Raw genomic sequence first — 17371 nt, forward strand, 5'->3', positions numbered from 1 at the left:
GCCTAACGGTGTCGACTCGATTCGAGTGCCCCACAGTAGTCAGTGCGAGAGCTTGCGCTCAGCAATCCTCGCTACTACTGTTCCTCGGTACCACCAACGTGTGAGAGTCGAGGCCGCCGGAGTGGTAGACCACGTCCCGGCGCTCGAGGAACTGCTCGTAGCGCTCGGGCGACAGCGTTTCGGGTGCCGTCGGATACAGGTGCGCTCCGGCGGTGACCCAGTCCTTTGCCACCAGGACCGGACAGGTGGGCGGTGGGCCGCCCTGGAGCCACGACCGGATGGGCGCAACCTCCACGGTCGCAGCCGTGTCGGTGTAGTAGAGGAGCCCGACACGCGATAGCGCGTGGTCGGTCGCGTAGGGTCCCTCGACGTGGCGCTCGGCGAACGTCACGCCCTGGAACTCACCGGGTGTCGTCGTGCTCGGGACGGCACCGGTATCGAGGTCCATGTAGCCGATGGGGACCGTGGCGGCCAGTGCACCCACGACCACGACGACGAGCGCGACACGGCCGACCGTGGCGAGCCTGCTGGTTTCGTTATCCGACCCGAGATACGCCGAGACGCCACCGTCGGCTGCAGTGCCGCCGGCCGACCTGACCACCGAACGGGTTCCCGCCCGATGTCCGACCACCAGCGACCCGAGCGCTGCGCCGACGAACACGAACGCCGGGAGGTGGGCGAACGACTGCACGCGAATCACGTACCCGAAGAACTGGGGTGTGAGCGTCCCGGTCAGTCCGTAGTAGACCAGCCCGACGGGAGCGAGCAGCGCCGCGAACGCGGTGACGCCGGCTCCCTGCCGACCCTCGCGAATCCCGACGCCGACCAGCGCGACGGGGACGACGTACGCCCCGATGAGTAGCACCACGAGTCTCGGCGAGGGCACGGTTCCCGGGTAGATGGTGACGACTGCGTTCACGCCGACGAGGACGAACCAGCCGCCGACGGGGAGCAGCCACGCGACGCGGAGTGCCATCGTCGATGCCGAGCGGGCCCACACGGCGATGATACCGACCGCGACGACCCACGCGACGAACAGGCCGAGCGTCCCGCCCAGTAACCCGCTGTACGTGAGTTGCAACCCGACTGCGGGTGCCGCGAGCGCGTACCCGAAGTAGACCGTCCAGTAGCCACCCCCAACCGCAAGCGCGGCGAGCACGTCCCAGCGGTCACGCCCCCGGACGAGCGCGACCGTCGCGATGCCGGTCAGCGTCATCCCCGCGACCAGCCCGCTCATGTTATGCAGCGGCGGCATCGTGAGCGCGAGCAGAACGGTCGGTATCCACCAGGCCGGGCGTCGAGTTCGGAGTGCCTGCCACGCCACCAGCGCCAGCAGTGGCACCACGAGCAGCCCGAACGCCTCCTCGTCGGGGACGCCGGAGCGCCGGAGGTAGAGTCCCTCGACGGCGATACCGAGGCCCGCCGTCGTGGCGGCGATGCGCAGCCGTCGCGTCGACCAGTCGCGTTCTCGGCTGATGCGAGCCACCAGCGCGACGGCCGTCAGGCACGACGCCCCGCCCGTGACGGCGACCATCGGCTGGGCGATATGCAGCGTCGAGACGCCCGTCACAGCCGCGAGGACCCCGTGGACCATCGTGAAGACGAGTTCGTCGGCCTGGATTACGGCGACCGGAAGCGTGCCTTCGATCGTCGCCTCCGCGAGTCGGGCGTACCGGAACGCGTCCAGCGTCGCCGGATACGGACTCCAGTACAGCGGCCACGCCCGCGTCGCGATTCCCACGGCGAGCGTCGCCAGTGCGACGAGCGCCAGTCCACGGCGGCGGTCAGTCATCGTCGTCACCTCCGATGGCCTCGACGCCGGCGTTCTCACCGGCTGGGTGGGATACCTGGCCAGGAGTCCGGTCGTCCACGCTGGGGGGCTCCGGCCCAGCATCGGCGAGCAGGGAAGCCGGCGGCGCCCGGAGCGCACCGGCCAACGCGAGGCCGGCAGCGATCAGAGTCAGCAGTACCGCACCCATGGCACAGACAACCAGCACGGGCGGCGTCGGGAACCCGATGCGGACGCCGAAGACGACGAGGAGGTCCGCGACACCGAGTCCGGCAAGCGCGACCGATGCCAGCGCGACCGCCAGCAGAGCGGCTACGACACCGATCCGGAGCGCGTCGGCCAGCACCAGCCGCGCGACACGAGCGGGTGTCGCCCCCGTCGCCCGGAAGACACCGAGCGTTCGCCGGCGGGCAGCGACAGCGGCCGCGAACGCGGCGGTGGTCCCGCCGACGGTCATCAGCGACGCCAGGACGACCAGCGTCCCGACGAGCAGCCCGAGGTTCCCGAACGCGACCTCGATGGCCTGTCCGATACCGCTCGTCCCCGTCCGGCCGCTGGTGGCCAGCGCCGCGACGATGCGGTCGTCGCCGGTCACCCGGTAGGTCGTGTTCAGTGCGGTCGCATCCACACCGCTGCCGACGCTCGCGGTGACGGTGTACTCACCCGGAGGCTGTCTGCTCAGGCGGCCGTCGAGCGCCGTCCGTTGTCCGGGTGTCAGCTGCAGCTCCCGGTCGAGGGTGACACCGGGGCCGGTCAACTGTACCCGGCGCGTCAGCGTCCGGTTCCACGGGTTCGACAGCCGCAGTGTCGCCGTCGGCCGGACGAGCGTGCTTGGCGCGTCGGGGCGGACTGTCAGCCGGGTACTCACATCTCGGGTCGCGTTCCGGGAGACGACGAGGGTCGTCTCCGTGGTCGACGCTCCCTCTGCAGTCGCCCGCACAGTGTACGTGCCGGACGTGGCAGGCAGCGGGAGACGCGTACGACCGTTGCCCCCCGTCGAAACCGACCGGTTCCACGACCCGTTCGTGACCGTCAGCGTCGCTCGCGTCGGCGCGCCAGAGGCGTTGACCACCCGGACCAGTGGTTCCGACCGAGGTGGTGCCCGCCCGGGGACGCCCTCGAGTGCGAGTGCATCGCGGGGCACGACCGTCACATCCCGTCTGGCGCCACCTGCCTGCACGGTAGCGGTTCCGGCCGCGCCCGCGGAGAAGGTCACGGTCCGCGTCGTCGAGCGTAACGGCGCTAGCGTCACCTCGATGGTCCGTGTCGTGCCACGATACGTGACGGCGACCTGCTCGGTTCCCTCTGCGGGCGCGTCGTTTCGAACGGTCACGTCGACCCGGAGCTGTCCCTCGGCAGGCACCCGACTGGGTGTCGAGAGCCCGGTGACACCGATGCCGCTCCCGGTGCCCGGCTCCACAGCCGGGAGGTCGGTCACCCGGATGAGGTTCGCCTGCCCCTCGCGGACGCTGGTCAGCGACCGCGCCGTCGCCAGCGGGACCACGACCTGGTCGTCGAACGGGCCCGCGGCCTCGAACGTCCCGACCAGCCGGACCTGCGTGACTGCGGGCTGGGTACTCCCGCCCAGGAGCAGCTGGTCGCCGACACCGAGGTCGAGCGTGGCGGCTGCGTCGGCGCCGATGACGGCTTCCGAGGCGTTCCGCGGCGCACGACCTGTGACGAGGTCGGCGTCTGTCACCCGTGAGAAGGCAGTGTAGTTCGCCCCGCGTGCCGGCACGGGCTGGCCGTCGACGACCTCGAACAGGAGGATTTCCGGACTCGCATTCGCGCCGCGTGCCCGGAGCGCGTCGGCGTAGCCGGCCGGCAACTTGCTACTCACCGGGTGGGTGCTCCCGGGCTGGACGATGGTCGTCGTCTCGACGGCGGTTCCGCTGTCGACCAGGCCGTCGAGCGGTCCCGCGCCGCCCGCGATCGGTGCGGCGACGCCGGCCAGCCCCGCGGCGAGTCCGACGAACAGGACGAACGCCGTCAGTGTCGCCGCGGTCGGAACGAGCGGCCGCCAGCCCAGAATCCGGGGCCGGGCGGCCGCGCGGAGCCGCGTCACGAGACTCGAGCCGGCATCCGCAGCGGACCGCCCGCTCATGGGGTCGGTCAGGCTCCCGGGTGACGCCCGCGCGGCACTCCAGGACGCGATGACGCCACTGCCGATTCCGACGCCGATCAGCGCCGCGAACAGCGGCACCAGCACCCGGACCGCTCGTGGTGACACCTGCACGGCGAGCGAGGTGGGCAGGCCGGCCGCGACGGCGACGTTCACGGCCGCATTCGTCGCGATGACGCCGACCGCGTAGCCCAGCGCCACGCCGACAGCGGTCAGCAGGCCGGCCCGTACCGCGAACAGGCCGAGGACCGTCCGGGGACGCCCGCCCGTGGCCCGCACCACGCGGATGGTCGGGCGCCGGTCCCGGACGCTCATGCGCGTGACACTGTAGGTCGTCACGCCGACCAGCAGTCCTCCACACGCTGCGGCCACGCCGACGACGACGAGTGCCTGCTGGGTGCCGGCGACGAAGAACGCCAGCGCGGACAGCAGGGGGACGCCCTCGTTCGGAACGGCTGCGGCGATTGCCCCGTCGACGCCGGTCGCGTTCGCTCCCTCTCGTGTATCCACACTCCGGCCATCGGGGTGGACGGCCAGCGCCGTGCGTGGCGACCTCACCTCATCTGGTGTAACGACCTGCCACTCTGGGGGCACGGCATCGCGGAGCGCCACGCCCCCGACGGAGGCGTTCTCGGGGATGCCCACGACAGTCGTGCCGTTCGCGTGGCCGAGCGGCAGCACGACGGCGTCCGGGTCGCTCGCGGCCGCGGCTGCGGGCGACTCGTGGGCCGTCACCGACCCGGGCGAGTCGAACTGCGCGGCGAGGGTGGCGGTCTGTGCGCCCGCGGCGAAGACGAGCAGCGTCGTCCCGACGAGGAACGCGACGGTCACGGCGACCACCAGCACCGCGAGTCGGTCTCGGCGTGACCAGCGCGTGAGAAGTGCGCGACGGTAGCTCATCGGCTCACCTCGACGGGCGGCGTGTAGCGCCACTCGTACATCTGCTGCCGGATGTCGTACATCGACTCGGCGATGTAGCACGTCGGCTCGCGCTCGTCTCGCGTCGCTCCCGGGCCGTCGTACGACGAGGTAGCGCGGTGAGCGACGAATCGTATCATTGTCGAGAGAGGACAGCCAGCGGGTCGATGCTCGCGGCCCGCCAGCCGGCGACGAGCGAGCCGAGCGTTCCCATCGAGAGCGCCAGCCCCAGCCCCACGCCATAGAGCCAGAGCGGCGTCTTGATGAGCTCCGTGAACCCCGTCAGGTCGGCCACGAAGCCGTTGACCACGCTGACGAGCGGCGGGACGAGCAGACAGCCGACGGCGCCGCCGACGAGGCCGAACAGGACCCCCTGTGTCCCGACCATCACGCCCAGCGTGCGGCCGCGCATCCCGACGGCCTTCATCGCGGCGAGCGCCTCGCGCTGGTGGTAGACGACGAGCGCGAGCGTGTTCAGCACCAGCGCGATACCGGCGACGACCGCGAGCAGGACGAGCGTCCCCGCCCCGGCCAGCACGGAGGCCTGCCGGCCGATGATGGCGCCCACCTGTTCGTCGTTGGTCCGGAAGTCGAAGTCAGCGTACTCCCGTTCCAGTGCTCGCTGTGAGCGTTCGGTCCCGTACCCCTCGGCGAGACTGACGCCGACGATGCTGGCGCGGTCGCTCCCGGTCGTTCCCGAGACCTCGTGCAGCTCGCTCAGATGCATCGCGACCGTCGGGACGCCGAGGAACCGCGAGAACGAGCGCGTCACCCCGACGATGCGGAACTCGTTGCGTTCGGCCTGGTAGATGGTGCCGCCGACGTACAGCGTGTCGTTGACTCCCACGTCGTACCGCTCGGCGGTCCGCTCGTCGATGAATATCTCGTGGGTCATCGGCCCGTCGTAGCTCCCGTTGGCGTAGTGGACATCGCCGGTGGAGAACCCGCCCCCACCGACGACTCGCGAGCCGTTCCCGGTCAACCCGACACCGGCGATAGTATCGAAGTTCGACGGGCTATCGCTCACGTACACCGTCTGGAATGCCAATGCCTGTGCGTCCCGGACCCGTTCGTTCGATTCGAACTCCTCGGTCGTCCGATGGGCCTGCGGGATTGGGTTGGCGACGCCACCGATACCGGCCGGATTCAGCTCCACCTGGCCACTCGTCGCCCAGAGGTCGTGGTCGAGGTAGTCGATTGCCTCGTCACCGGTCGTCGTCAGGCCGTAGCCCAGCCCCGCAAGCGAGACGACCAGCACCACCCCCAGCGCGATACCGACCACCGACAGCACCGACCGGACGCGGTAGTGCCGGACCTGTGACAGCGAGATACCCACCGCAGCGCGGGCCCGCGTCCCGGGAAGCCACGACGGGGCTGGTGATTCGTCCCCCTCGGAATCGCCGTCGGGGCTCATCGAAGCACCTCCCGGACGGCCCGCGTCCGGCGACTCACCACGACCAGCGGTGGGAGCGCCACGAGGCCGACACCGAGCGCGACCAGCAGTCCGTACAGTCCGAACACCGGCCGGACCGCGAACGGCACCGCGGTCCCGAACACTCCCAGGAGGGCGACGACGGCCGCGGCGACGAGCCAGCAGCCCACGCCGACGAGTCCGCCAACGCCCGCGGTCGCCAGCGTCTCGCCGGCGACCAGCGTGGCCCGTGAGGTGCCAGAGACGCCGATAGCCGCGAGTACCGCCCTGTACTCGGCGTCCGCGAGGACCGAGAACCCGACCGTCGTCACGAGGAACAGCGTTCCGACGACGACGGCGACGACCAGTGCCGCGGCGGCCATCGCCACCGGCAGGCCGCTCTGCTGTGCCCGCGAGGTGAGCAACTCGCCGCGAGTCAACACCTGGGCGTTCGGGTACACGCCATCGAGGTCCTCGGCGGCGACCGACCCGTCCGTCGAGACGAGAATCTGGTCGGCCACGTCGCCGCTCGTCCCGCCCGTGAGCCGCTGGAGTTCTGCGAGGTGGACGACCGCGACCGGCAACTGCCCGATTCCCGGGCCATCGGTGGTCGCGACCGTCGAAACGGTGAACCCCTCGTCGAACTCCGTTCCGGCGACCCGCAGGCCCGTTCCGGGTTCGACCTGTCCGCCCTCGGGGCCAAGCGTGCTCGCGGCACTCTCGGAGACCACCGCCTCACCGGTCCACGTGCCGTTGTACGACCCGTTCGCGTAGTACGGGTCGCCCGGCGACAGGGCGTTCGTCGGGAGTCCGGCGACGCGCTGCTCGCTCGCCCCCGGAAGCACGCCGAGGACGACGACGTACTGGGGCTCCACGTCGCTGTCTGCTGGCCCGAGCCGAAGCACGCCGGTGAGCACGGGCGTCGCGTCGGTGACGCCCGGTCGGGCGGTGAGGCGTTCGGTCACCGGATGGACCTGCCCGAGTCGCTGCCCCTCGACGGCCGTCACGGCACTGCCCGCGGAGCCCTCGGGGAGGATCCAGTAGTCCGTCTCGTCGGTGCCGACCGTCGTCCCCGTGACGAGGCCGGCGCTCACGCTCGTCATGACGAGCAGCAGCGCGACCGCGACGGCGACCCCACCGACGCTGAGCAGTGTCTGTCCGTCCCGCTCGCGGAGTCGGTGGCCGAGCCGCGCGGCGGCCAGCCCCGCGAGCCCGCGGAGTCTCCCGCGGCGCGTCCCCGAGTCCGCCTCGAGTTCGGACGGTCCCTCACTCATCCGTCGGACCCCGATCACCGTCGGCGCCGTCCACGCGGCGCCCATCGCGTAGCTCTATGACGCGGTCGGCGGCCTCGGCCACGGCGTCGTCGTGGGAAGCGACCACGACCGCGCGGTCGCCAGCGGCCTCGCGGAACAGCTCCAGCACCCGCTCGCCGGTCGCGGTGTCCAGTTCCCCCGTCGGCTCGTCGGCGATGACGAGCGCCGGGTCCAGCACCAGCGCCCGGGCCACGGCGACACGCTGTCGCTCACCGCCGGAGAGTTCGTCGGGCCGGTGGTCCAGCCGGTCGCCCAGCCCCACGCGTTCGAGCAACTCGTCAGCCCGCTGGTGGCGTGCTCGCCGACCGATGCCGGCCTCGACGAGCGGCAGCGCGACGTTCGAGCGGGCGGTCAGCGACGGGAACAGGTGCATCCGCTGGAACACGATGCCGATATGCTGGCGTCGGAGGCGTGTCCGGCCGCGTCGACCGACCGATTCCGTGTCCGTGCCGGCGATGCTGACACTGCCGGCGGTCGGCGTATCGAGCGCGGCGAGAAGGTGCAACAGCGTCGACTTGCCGCTCCCGCTCGCACCGACGACGGCGACGAGTTCACCGGCTTCGACGGCGAGCGAGACATCGTCCAGCGCCGTGACCGTCGGCCCGCTGTCGCCGCGGCGGTACTCGCGGCGCACCGAGCGACAGACGGCCGGCGGGTCGGTGTCGGCGGATGGAGGAGGGGAGACCGTTTCGGAGGGCTCTGACATCGGGAAGTCTGTCGGCAATGGGCGTAGTTCGGACAAAAAGCCACCGTCGTCGGTCGGATATCGAGCGGGCGAGTGTCGGGGGGCGTCGCTATGCCCCGCCGGTGTTCCCGTCCTCGTCCTCGCGGGCGAGGTAGAGCGCGGCACCCGCACCGGCGATCAGCAGGAGCAGGATGAGCGCTCCGAGCAGGATTGCCGTGTTGTCGCCACCGTCACCGGGCGGCGACGTCTCCGTCGGCCCTGTGGGCGAGGGGGTGTCCGTCGGCGTCTCGGGCGTCGGGGTCGCCGTCGGCGTCTCGGGCGTCGGCGTGACGGGTGTCGGGGTCGGCGTGACAGGCGTCGCCTCCTGTCCCGTCACGGCGAACAGCGAGAAGCCCGGCGTCTCGGACTCGTAGATCAGCGTCCCGCTGGACTCGCGGACGAGCGTGGTGTCGAGCGGCTGCCACTCGCCGTCGTTGAAGCGGTACATCCGGATGGTCTCGGCGTCGGCGCCGAGGTCGGCGAGCTGTGACCGCTCGACCTCGAACTGGATGGTGGCGCCCTGGTCACGGAGTTGTTCGGGCACGGTGATATCCAGCGTCCGCACAGAGAGGCCCGGGGGCTGCGGCGTCCCACGCGGAACCCGGTTGAGCTGGTCGACGTTCGCGCGGCCTTCGGCGGCCTCGGGGAACGTGATCTCTCGGACCGATGTTCTCGGGAACCGAACCTGTACGCCGGGTTTGCGACTGTTCTGGTCGAAGACGCGCGAGGAACTCCGGTCCTCGACGTCCTGCGGGAGGACCGTCACGAGTCCGGCGGACTGCCCGTTGACACGCACCGGGAAGCGGCCCGCCTCGGTGAACGTCAGCGGGATCTCGAGGGTCCTGGTTTCCCCGGCGGCGAGGGAGATCGTTCTGGTCGCCCGCCGGTCGCCCCTGACCCTGACGGCGATTTTCTGCTCCAGCAGCGCCGCGTTGCTCCGGTTGTTCCGCACGGTCACCGTCACCGTGGTGGTGTTCCCCGGTGCGATCCGGTCCGGGCTCACCGAGGTGTCGACCACGACGAATGGTGAGCTGGGTTGAGCGGGGGCAGCACCGCCTCCCCCACCGCCGCCACCGCCGCCGTCGCCGTCGCCATCGTCTTCGTCTTCATCATCGCCATCGTCGCCACCGGTGTCCGGCGCTTCGATGGTCAGGGTTCCCGTGGCCGTACTGAAACTCCCGTACCCCTCGCCCTGCTGGGCGAGGTAGACGAACTGGTACGTCCCGGTTGCGAAGTTCTCGTCCGTGGCAACCTGGACGGTCGGGGTCGAACCTGGGGAGGCTGAAATCGACTTCCCCGACGCGTTCACCACGGTGGTCACCGACTTCGGCTTGACGTACTCCGGACCGAGCAGCGACTGCTCTCCCTCCGAAATCCCGTCGAGCGTGAGATCGAGCGTCTGCCCGTACAACGTCTCGTCGACCGATATCGGTTCCTCGAAGTTGGTGGTCCCGCTGATCGCTCGGATGCTGGTTTTGACCGTCACATCGGACGTTGAGACCGACTGCGAGAGCACGTCATCGAGTGTGACACCCGAGTCGAGGATGACATCCACGAACGCGTCACTGACCGCGTCACGGTCGTAGACGGCGATTGCGTGGGTCGTATCCTCGGGCCCCGTGAGCCCCGAGTCGAGCGTGAACTCGACCGGGTCACCAGCAGTCACCGTCGACGATGTCGGTGTGGCGCTCCCCTGCGCCTCCTGTACGGGAACGACCGTCGTGCCGATGATATCGATACCGCCCTGAACCTTGACCTCGTTGTCGGTCGTGTCCGGGTCGGTCAGCCCCTCACCGAACTGTGGCTGAACCAGAACGAACGCGACTGGGCCCGACGATGGCGGGTTGTACGTCGGGTTGGTGGCGAACGTGCCGTCAGACTGGATCGTGAGAGAGCTCCCGTACAGCTTCGTGTTCGTCGCGTCGGTCTGCAGCGTCACGGTGCCCGTCGCGTTGTCGAAGGACCCTCCGGTCAACAGGTCGGACTGGCTCGTCGAGCTGACGCCCTCGAGAATCAGCAGCTGGGCTGTGCCGGAGCGGTCGGTGGTATCCGCACCGTCAACGTTGGAATATTCGAGCGTAAGGGGCTGACCCTTCTGATAGACGGTCAGCTTGTTCTTGTTGATCTCCACAGCAGTCCCACCTTGCTGCTTGACGGAGATGGTCGGAATCGGAGCACTGGTCGCCGCCGAGCCGGTCGTTCCACGAAGGGGCAACCCTGCCCGGTTCCACACACAGGTCGGGAGCGCTGCCTCGACCGAGACCCCGCGGATCTCCGTGGGATAGTTGTCCAGTTCCGAGGAGAGCGAGTCGAACGCGCTCGTGAACTGGCTCCCGCTGCAGACGTTCGACTTGCCGAGCCACGGGTCGAAGGCGACATTGCCCGTAATCCCCTGCCCGGTTCCTGGCCCAATTCCACTGGGACCACTGTCGTCGGCAAAGTAGTTCTGGCGGGCGACGAACTCAGACGACAGTTCGCTATCGACTGCTGTCAGCGTCGTCGAATCCGAGGTCCCGTCCTGGAAGAAGTTGAATGCGAGCCGGATACCGCTCGGATTGAAATCTCCGCTGCTTGTCGTAAGGTAGACGCCCTGGGTATTGTTCTGTATAAGATTGAGGTAGACGTTGGCCTCGGTCCCGGGGTCACCGCCGCTGTAGGTGGACCCACTGAATTCGATTGCGGTTGAATCAACAGAATCTGACCCCTCATCGTCTTTCCCGTTGAGGAGGTTCTCCGTGATGGTTACGCCGCTGATGCTAGTTGGAGCCGAAATATCGATACCGCGTTCGTAACTGACGATTCCGTTCTTCTTGACAGTTACATCAGTGGGGTCGGAGAGGATGATACCGTCCGTGACCTCGCCGATCTTGTTGTCGGTAATCTCGGTCGTGCCGGAACTGCTGGTGCTCGACAGTTTGATTCCCGTGTCGACGTTTCCAACGAGGTTGTTCCTGATTGCGACATCACCGGAACTCGCCACGTCGATACCGGTGGTGCTGCCTCCGTCGAATTCACCGATGTCCGAGTGGTTAACTGTGAGTCCAGTCACACCGCTGGCAGAGATGCCGGTGCCGGTGTAGCCGGTGATGGTGAAGCCCTCGTTCCCAGCCTGTGCGCCGGCACCGATGGTCACGTCGGCGGCCTGCACGTCGAACGCCGTAGAGTAGTCCGTCGGTGCGGTCGGCGTGTTCCCGACCATCTTCACCCCGTCCTCGTAGGTGACGATGGTGATCGACTCGTCGATGGTCACCGGTTCGGTGTACGTTCCACTGCAGACGAGCACCGTGTCATCAGTTTGCGCGTTCCCGACGGCATTCTGGATGTTGAGGTACTCTTCGGAATCAGTGACGCCTGGTACGCCACATGCTGTTCCGGGGTTCGGATCAACAACCAGTGTATCCCCCCCACTCGGTGCGGCCGCCACGTGGCCCGCACCGAACGCGAGCACCCCCGCGAGCGCGGACACGAGCAGCAGGAAGGATAGCGTAACTGCTCTCAGACGAGACATTTTCGAAAGATAAGTCAGAAGGCTAGTAGAAAACAGTTTGGGTACGACAGGCGCACACTTGTTCTATCGCCCCCGAAGCAGGGGCAATACGATTCGTGGTTACGCCGTTCGCCGAGAGCGACAGAGTAGATTTATGCCCCCGACGGCATCCAGAAACACGTGATGAGACGAGTCCCCGTCCTCCTCACTGTGGCGGTTCTGGTGATCGCTTCGGTCTCCGGAGCGAGCGCCGCCCTCCAGCAGACCTCCACGGCGAGCATGGCATCTCCGACAGTCAGCACCCAGTCTGGTACGTACGACATCGATGTCGCCGGAAGTACGGACATACCGACGCGAGAGGTCACGGTAAGCGGGTCGACGTACACCGTCGATGCGATTGCACAACAAGAGAGTGAGGGAAGTATTTCCATATCGATCACTGCTGAATCTGATCAGTACGATATCATCTTGAAGAGGGCAGACAATACAAATATCGAGAAAATAGGCGATGAAAATGATGGTTCGAACATCGACTATACTATTCCGGATCTCGGGCCCTCGACATACTACATCGTAATCAACTCCGATAGTAAGACGCAGGCGATTCACCCGCTCGTAATCAAAGGGTACTCGGTCACAGCATCGGCAGCAGATAACTCCGTGGAGCGGGGCACCTCGGTCGACGTAACTGTGGATATCGAACAGGTCGACCCCGATGCAGCGGCTCCCCACGCTGTCCAGGCCGTTATCGGGAACGAGACCGACCTGGTTCGTGTCGAGGCGACGGAACAGACAGGAACGACCTACGAAGCCACGGTCCCCACTGATGAGCTATCTTCGGGGTCCTATGCGTTGTATGGCGTCGTCCGGGGACCTAACGAGACCAGTTCGGAAGAGAAGGAGGCGCTCGGCGTCAGCGACCGTCACGACGTGACCATCGAGTCGGCCGCGACGCCGACCGATACGCCGACCGACGCGCCATCGTCCGGTGGCGGCAGCGACTCTGACGATGGTGATTCGAACGGCGGGGGGTCCAGCGGCGGCGGCTCGTCGGGCGGCTCATCCGGTTCCGATGCGACGCCGACCGCGACACCGACGCCGACCGACAACGTGACGGCGACGCCCACGGAGACAGCCACGCCGACGCTGACCGCTACGGCGACGCCGACCGCAACCCCCACGCCGACCACCACGGCGACTCCGACCGTGACCGCGACGGCCACTGCGACCCCCACACCGACCGATGACGGGGTCATCACTCCCGCGACACCGACCGAGGACGGCCCCGGAACGGAGACGACGAGCGACGGTCAGTCCGGCTTCGGCACCGTCGTGGCTGCCGTGGCACTGCTCGCGGGAGCGCTGCTGCTGACGCGTCGCCGGACGGAGTCCTGATAGAGTTGCGAGCGCATACCTCCGCCTTCAGGCAGAGGTCAAGCGACACTCGGCCCGTTTGTCAGTAACATTCAAGCCTGTGGCGCGGGTGCTCCGCAATGCTACGAATTCGGTGAGAGCCGTTCCCGAACCACAAGGGATGGTGAATCGCGGTGGTTCACACGGCGATGACATGGGATTCGATGGGGCGTCATTGACCGCACCACAGCCCTACGAGGGAGACAAACGAGAGTTCCCCCGGTGTGTCGCCGGTTCCCTCCGAGTGCGGGTTGGAACCGAAGGGCGACGGCCGCCCGAATCCGATGGTCGGATTCCTCCGCCTTCAGAAGGAGGAGGTCAATCCACCAGTAATCCGTGCTCTGGCCGGAGAACTATAATCAATACTAGATAAGTGTAATATAACAGTTTCGTAGATATGAGTGTATGACACAGGACGGGGAAAACCCGCTCCCGGTATCACGGCGGAGTTTCGTCACGGCGACCGCGGTGGTCGCGACCGCGACGGCGGGCTGTGGGGACCCGACACAGCAGTCGTTCGAGGCATCGGCCGTCGGGCTTCCCGACACCCACCACGACCCTCTCGAGGTGACCGAGACGGCGCTCGAGGACCTGAGCATGTCGTTCGACGGGCCGGCCGGGAGCCGGGTCGAGCTCACGAACCACGCCGGGGTCTACGACCGGACCGTCGGGACGGGGGGGCAGTGAGATGGCGGACCGACACGGGCCCCTCCGGACCGGCCGGTTCGTGGTGGAGGTCGGGGGCGTCGAGGTCTCGGGCTTCCAGGTCGTCGACCTCCCGGCACGCTCCACGAAGGTGCAGGAGTACAGGGAGGGCTCCGACTCGGACCGGCAGCGCAAACTCACGGGGCAGACGGAGTACGAGGACCTGACGATGGTCCGTGGGGCGAGAAAGGACGATGCCTCGCTGTACGACTGGCGCAAGGCCATCGAGCAGGGCAAGATGGAGGAGGGCCGGAAGGACCTCGCCGTGGTCCTGCAGGACGAGAACGGTGAGGAGGCGATCCGCTGGGAGTTCACGAACGCGTGGCCCAAGCGATACGAACCGCCGAGGCTCGACGCGACCGCCGAGGGCGGCGGTGTCGCGACCGAATCGGTCACCGTCGTCTTCGACGAGATGCAGCGACCGGAGTAGGGAGGACCGTGTACACCAATCGCCCACGCGCGAGGACCGCGGCCGGTCCCACGCGATACGATGCCGAGCGATACGATGCCGATACGGAGGACGCATGACCGAGGACCCAGACCACCGTCGGACGATGCAGGCGTCCGGAACCGCACCATTCGTCGGCCACGCCGCGGACAGGCCACGGGCAGAGCGGGCCCGGTCACTCGAAACGCCGGACAGGCACGGACCCCTCCGGACCGGCCGGTTCGTGGTCGAGATCGGCGGCACCGAGGTAGCCGGCTTCCGGACCGTCGACCTCCCGGCACGCTCCACCGGGCTGGTGGAGTCCCGGGAGGGCACTGACGGTGACCAGCAGCGCCAGCTCTCGGGACGGACGGAGTACGAGGACCTGGAGATGGAGCGGGGGATGCGGAAGGGCGACAGCACGCTGGACGACTGGCGCACGGCCGTCGACCAGGGCAAGATGGAGGAGGCGGGGAAGGAGGTCGTCGTCTCCGTGCAGGACGAGACCGGGGCATCGGTACTCACGTGGCGGTTCACGAACGCCCGGCCGCTCGCCTACGACCCCCCGACGCTCGACGCGACCGCCAGCGGCGGCGGGGGGATCGCCGCGGAGTCGGTCACCGTCGATTTCGAGGGCGTCGAGCGCATCGCCGACAGCGGCCCGGTCCAGCAACAGCAGGGACGGGAGGATTCGGGCGTGTTCCGGTACGTCCGGACAGCGAACGGCGGCCGGATCGAGAACGGCGCGGTCGTCACCACGGCCAGCGATGTCGCCATCGACGGCGTGACGCTCGACTGGCTCGACGCGTCCGCGACGGCCGACGCCCAGCACGTCGGCCTGCTCGTGCCGGAGGGAGCCCGAAGCGGCGGTAGCGCGAGCGCCCTGTGGCTCCTCCGGGGGAGCGATTTCGACGAAGGGGCCGGCCGCACCGTCAGCTCGGGCGCCGCGGGGCGCCTGTACTGGGTGCCCGGCGGGGCGTTCTTCCACGACCGGGCCTGGCGGGCTGGCAGCGGGGAGTCCGAGTCGTCGGGGGCCGAGTCGTCACCCGAGTGGTCGGTGCCGGGGTGGCCGACGGGCGACCCGTCGTCGGTTCAGGTGCTCGTGGATACCGGCGGGCAGTCCCTGGAGGACGCGTTCGGGATGGCCGCGGGGGGCGCCGCGGCCCAGAGTGCGGGCGTGCAGTCGGCCGCGGCGGGCGACACCGTCGACCCGGCATCGACCGTGTTCGCGGTTGTCGGTCCGGCGACGGCCCCGTTCGAGTCGCCGTCGCTGCAGGTGAGCGGCTCCGGCCCGGGGCAGGTCGCCGACCTGCTCGATGCGGGCCGCCCCGCGCCGCTGGCCGGCGCGACGTTCGGGCTGGCGACCTTCTCGACACCGGACGCCTCCATCGCCGGGCAGTCGGTCAACCCCCTGGTCGGGATGGAGACGACGGCGTTGCTGGAACACGAGACCGCCAGGCAGGTGCTCGGGCAGGCCGGCATCACCGACATCGAGACGGTCGAGTGGCTCGACGGCCCGCGGTCGACGGGCGCCGACGCCAGCACCTCGGTCCAGATGCTCGGAACGGGAACGACGGTCGAGAGCTACGAGGGCGTCGTGAGCGGGCAGAACGGCCCCTGGGCCGTCGCCGTTCACGTCGCCCGCATCACCGACGACTCGCACGTCATCGCGGCCGGCGCGCATCGCCAGCCGCTCGGGACGGAATCGGGGCTTTCGGGAGCGGGAAGCTGGCAGCGGGTCGTCACCCGGGGGCGACGCTTCACGGCAGAGACAGCCAGCCGACTGGAGTATCTCTAGGGCGGTGGGTCGTCGCCCGACGCCGGATCACTCGTACATCCGGCCGTCGAAGTCCGGGAAGTCGAGGTCGCCGTTGCCCATGCGCTCCCGGATGCGGCTCTGGTACAGCGCCATCGCGACCTGCGGGACGGCCTGTGGCGGCACGGGGACCTGCTGGTCGAAGGCGTCCTCGGCCCACTCGTTGTAGTCGGCGACGATATCCATCCCGTCCTTGAAGCTACGGAACATCAGCTCCTTGTGGGTGTCCTGCATTGCCCGCGTTTCAGGACGGAGGCTGGAATACCTAGCGACTTCGCTCGGCACGGGAGAAGTGAGGGAACGGGAAGCCGGTGGCGCCCTCAGCCGAGGAGCGGCCCCGTCAGCAGACCGCTGGTGAACAGGCCACCGACGACGGCGAGGATGCCCAGCAGGACACACACCACCCAGAACGCGACACGGCGGACGATACCCATGAGCCCGCCGATGGTGGCGTAGCCGACGACGGCGCTCGTCCCGAGTGCGAGCGCGGCAGGGGCCGGACCGATGGTCGGGAGCCCCGTATCCAGCAGCACGAGAACGGCCGCACCCAGCGCGGCCGGAATGGAGAGCAGGAAGGAGAGCCGGAAGGCGATCTCCTCCTCGAAGCCACGCAGGAGGAGCGCCGAGACGGTGGTGCCCGACCGTGAGACGCCGGGCAGGATGGCGAGGCCCTGGAGGACGCCGACGAGCAGAGCATCCGGAACGTTCGCGATGGCGCGCTCGCCGAACGCGGTGTCGAGACCGCCCGGCGCGATGTTGCCGCCCGTGGCCGTGCCACCGTCGGCCTGTGTCGTGTCGTCGCTACGCGTCGCGGTCCACTGGACCACGCCGGTGCCGACGAGCAGGACGCCGATGAGGGCGACGAACGCGCCGCCGGCCACGGCGTTCACGACGGCGTCCAGTGCGAGGTAGGCGACGATGCCGACGAGTGCCGAGGAGATGGTGGCGACGACCAGGAAGGTCAGGTCGGCGTGGTCGCGGTCGGCGAAGGCCATTCCGGGCCCCCAGCCGGGGAGCGTCCGGAGGACCGTTCCGACCTCCTCGCGGTAGTAGACCGCGGCTGCGAGCGCCGTCCCCGCGTGCAGGAAGAGCGCGTACTGGACGGAGGCACCCTCCGGGAGCCCCTCGATGACGGTCAGATAGAGCGCGACGTTCCCCTCGCTGGATATCGGGAGCCACTCGAAGACCCCCTGGATGACGCCGATGACGACGGCCAGACGAAGTGCTTCTCGCATTATTCCCGAGT

General features: G+C 68.6%; 13 protein-coding genes. 4 read left to right on the forward strand and 9 right to left on the reverse strand.

Translation table 11 applies throughout. The features are described from left to right. Window positions 1-58 precede the first annotated feature (58 nt). The 7 genes from NL115_RS01370 to NL115_RS01400 all read right to left on the reverse strand — a co-directional run bounded on the left by NL115_RS01370 (window position 59) and on the right by NL115_RS01400 (window position 11785). Window positions 59-1792 carry a sodium/phosphate symporter gene (locus NL115_RS01370; RefSeq protein WP_254831439.1) on the reverse strand — a complete coding sequence of 578 codons (1734 nt, stop codon included), beginning with the start codon at window positions 1790-1792 and terminating at the stop codon, window positions 59-61. Continuing rightward, a complete protein-coding gene (locus tag NL115_RS01375) occupies window positions 1785-4811 on the reverse strand; it encodes an FtsX-like permease family protein (protein ID WP_254831440.1) in 3027 nt (1008 codons plus the stop codon). The genes NL115_RS01370 and NL115_RS01375 overlap by 8 nt, the downstream gene beginning before the upstream one ends. Beyond that, window positions 4808-4969: a hypothetical protein gene (locus NL115_RS01380; RefSeq protein WP_254831441.1), complete on the reverse strand. Its 162-nt coding sequence runs from the start codon at window positions 4967-4969 to the stop codon at window positions 4808-4810. Before NL115_RS01380 ends, NL115_RS01375 begins: the two co-directional genes overlap by 4 nt. Then, window positions 4966-6243, reverse strand: a complete 1278-nt coding sequence (locus tag NL115_RS01385) for an ABC transporter permease (protein WP_254831442.1) — start codon at window positions 6241-6243, stop codon at window positions 4966-4968. The genes NL115_RS01380 and NL115_RS01385 overlap by 4 nt, the downstream gene beginning before the upstream one ends. Next, a complete protein-coding gene (locus NL115_RS01390) occupies window positions 6240-7514 on the reverse strand; it encodes an ABC transporter permease family protein (RefSeq protein ID WP_254831443.1) in 1275 nt (424 codons plus the stop codon). Before NL115_RS01390 ends, NL115_RS01385 begins: the two co-directional genes overlap by 4 nt. After that, window positions 7507-8259, reverse strand: a complete 753-nt coding sequence (locus NL115_RS01395) for an ABC transporter ATP-binding protein (protein ID WP_254831444.1) — start codon at window positions 8257-8259, stop codon at window positions 7507-7509. The genes NL115_RS01390 and NL115_RS01395 overlap by 8 nt, the downstream gene beginning before the upstream one ends. 88 nt (window positions 8260-8347) lie before the next feature. After that, window positions 8348-11785 carry a PGF-pre-PGF domain-containing protein gene (locus NL115_RS01400; protein ID WP_254831445.1) on the reverse strand — a complete coding sequence of 1146 codons (3438 nt, stop codon included), beginning with the start codon at window positions 11783-11785 and terminating at the stop codon, window positions 8348-8350. Window positions 11786-11947: 162 nt separating this feature from the next. Between NL115_RS01400 and NL115_RS01405 the strand changes: the two genes are divergently transcribed. The 4 genes from NL115_RS01405 (at window position 11948) to NL115_RS01420 (ending at window position 16107) form a co-directional block, all read left to right on the forward strand. Further along, window positions 11948-13159 (forward strand): hypothetical protein, encoded by a 1212-nt coding sequence (locus NL115_RS01405; RefSeq protein WP_254831446.1) that lies wholly within the window; start codon window positions 11948-11950, stop codon window positions 13157-13159. Window positions 13160-13582: 423 nt separating this feature from the next. Then, window positions 13583-13864, forward strand: coding sequence for a hypothetical protein (locus NL115_RS01410; protein ID WP_254831447.1), 282 nt, complete (start codon window positions 13583-13585; stop codon window positions 13862-13864). Window position 13865: 1 nt separating this feature from the next. After that, window positions 13866-14312 (forward strand): phage tail protein, encoded by a 447-nt coding sequence (locus tag NL115_RS01415; protein ID WP_254831448.1) that lies wholly within the window; start codon window positions 13866-13868, stop codon window positions 14310-14312. 94 nt (window positions 14313-14406) lie between these two features. Continuing rightward, window positions 14407-16107 (forward strand): DUF6517 family protein, encoded by a 1701-nt coding sequence (locus NL115_RS01420; protein WP_254831449.1) that lies wholly within the window; start codon window positions 14407-14409, stop codon window positions 16105-16107. A 27-nt stretch (window positions 16108-16134) separates the two neighbouring features. Here the strand turns inward: NL115_RS01420 and NL115_RS01425 are convergent, their stop codons facing one another. Continuing rightward, on the reverse strand, window positions 16135-16359 hold the full coding sequence (locus NL115_RS01425; RefSeq protein WP_254822940.1) for a hypothetical protein: 225 nt from the start codon (window positions 16357-16359) through the stop codon (window positions 16135-16137). An 86-nt stretch (window positions 16360-16445) separates the two neighbouring features. After that, the gene (locus NL115_RS01430; protein WP_254831450.1) at window positions 16446-17360 is read right to left on the reverse strand and encodes an undecaprenyl-diphosphate phosphatase; all 915 of its coding nucleotides are present in this window, start codon (window positions 17358-17360) and stop codon (window positions 16446-16448) included. Between the last annotated feature and the right edge of the window lie 11 nt (window positions 17361-17371).

Origin of the sequence: Haloglomus salinum (assembly GCF_024298825.1) — an archaeon.
In the GTDB taxonomy this organism is placed as follows: domain Archaea; phylum Halobacteriota; class Halobacteria; order Halobacteriales; family Haloarculaceae; genus Haloglomus; species Haloglomus salinum.

What these genes read in the sequence shown, in the direction of transcription:
- NL115_RS01395 (WP_254831444.1), bottom strand. Translation starts at nt 8,259, where the DNA reads ATGTCAGAGCCCTCCGAAACGGTCTCCCCTCCTCCATCCGCCGACACC.
- NL115_RS01390 (WP_254831443.1), bottom strand. Translation starts at nt 7,514, where the DNA reads ATGAGTGAGGGACCGTCCGAACTCGAGGCGGACTCGGGGACGCGCCGC.
- NL115_RS01370 (WP_254831439.1), bottom strand. Translation starts at nt 1,792, where the DNA reads ATGACTGACCGCCGCCGTGGACTGGCGCTCGTCGCACTGGCGACGCTC.
- NL115_RS01415 (WP_254831448.1), top strand. Translation starts at nt 13,866, where the DNA reads ATGGCGGACCGACACGGGCCCCTCCGGACCGGCCGGTTCGTGGTGGAG.
- NL115_RS01385 (WP_254831442.1), bottom strand. Translation starts at nt 6,243, where the DNA reads ATGAGCCCCGACGGCGATTCCGAGGGGGACGAATCACCAGCCCCGTCG.
- NL115_RS01420 (WP_254831449.1), top strand. Translation starts at nt 14,407, where the DNA reads ATGACCGAGGACCCAGACCACCGTCGGACGATGCAGGCGTCCGGAACC.
- NL115_RS01430 (WP_254831450.1), bottom strand. Translation starts at nt 17,360, where the DNA reads ATGCGAGAAGCACTTCGTCTGGCCGTCGTCATCGGCGTCATCCAGGGG.
- NL115_RS01375 (WP_254831440.1), bottom strand. Translation starts at nt 4,811, where the DNA reads ATGAGCTACCGTCGCGCACTTCTCACGCGCTGGTCACGCCGAGACCGA.
- NL115_RS01410 (WP_254831447.1), top strand. Translation starts at nt 13,583, where the DNA reads ATGACACAGGACGGGGAAAACCCGCTCCCGGTATCACGGCGGAGTTTC.
- NL115_RS01405 (WP_254831446.1), top strand. Translation starts at nt 11,948, where the DNA reads ATGAGACGAGTCCCCGTCCTCCTCACTGTGGCGGTTCTGGTGATCGCT.
- NL115_RS01380 (WP_254831441.1), bottom strand. Translation starts at nt 4,969, where the DNA reads ATGATACGATTCGTCGCTCACCGCGCTACCTCGTCGTACGACGGCCCG.
- NL115_RS01425 (WP_254822940.1), bottom strand. Translation starts at nt 16,359, where the DNA reads ATGCAGGACACCCACAAGGAGCTGATGTTCCGTAGCTTCAAGGACGGG.
- NL115_RS01400 (WP_254831445.1), bottom strand. Translation starts at nt 11,785, where the DNA reads ATGTCTCGTCTGAGAGCAGTTACGCTATCCTTCCTGCTGCTCGTGTCC.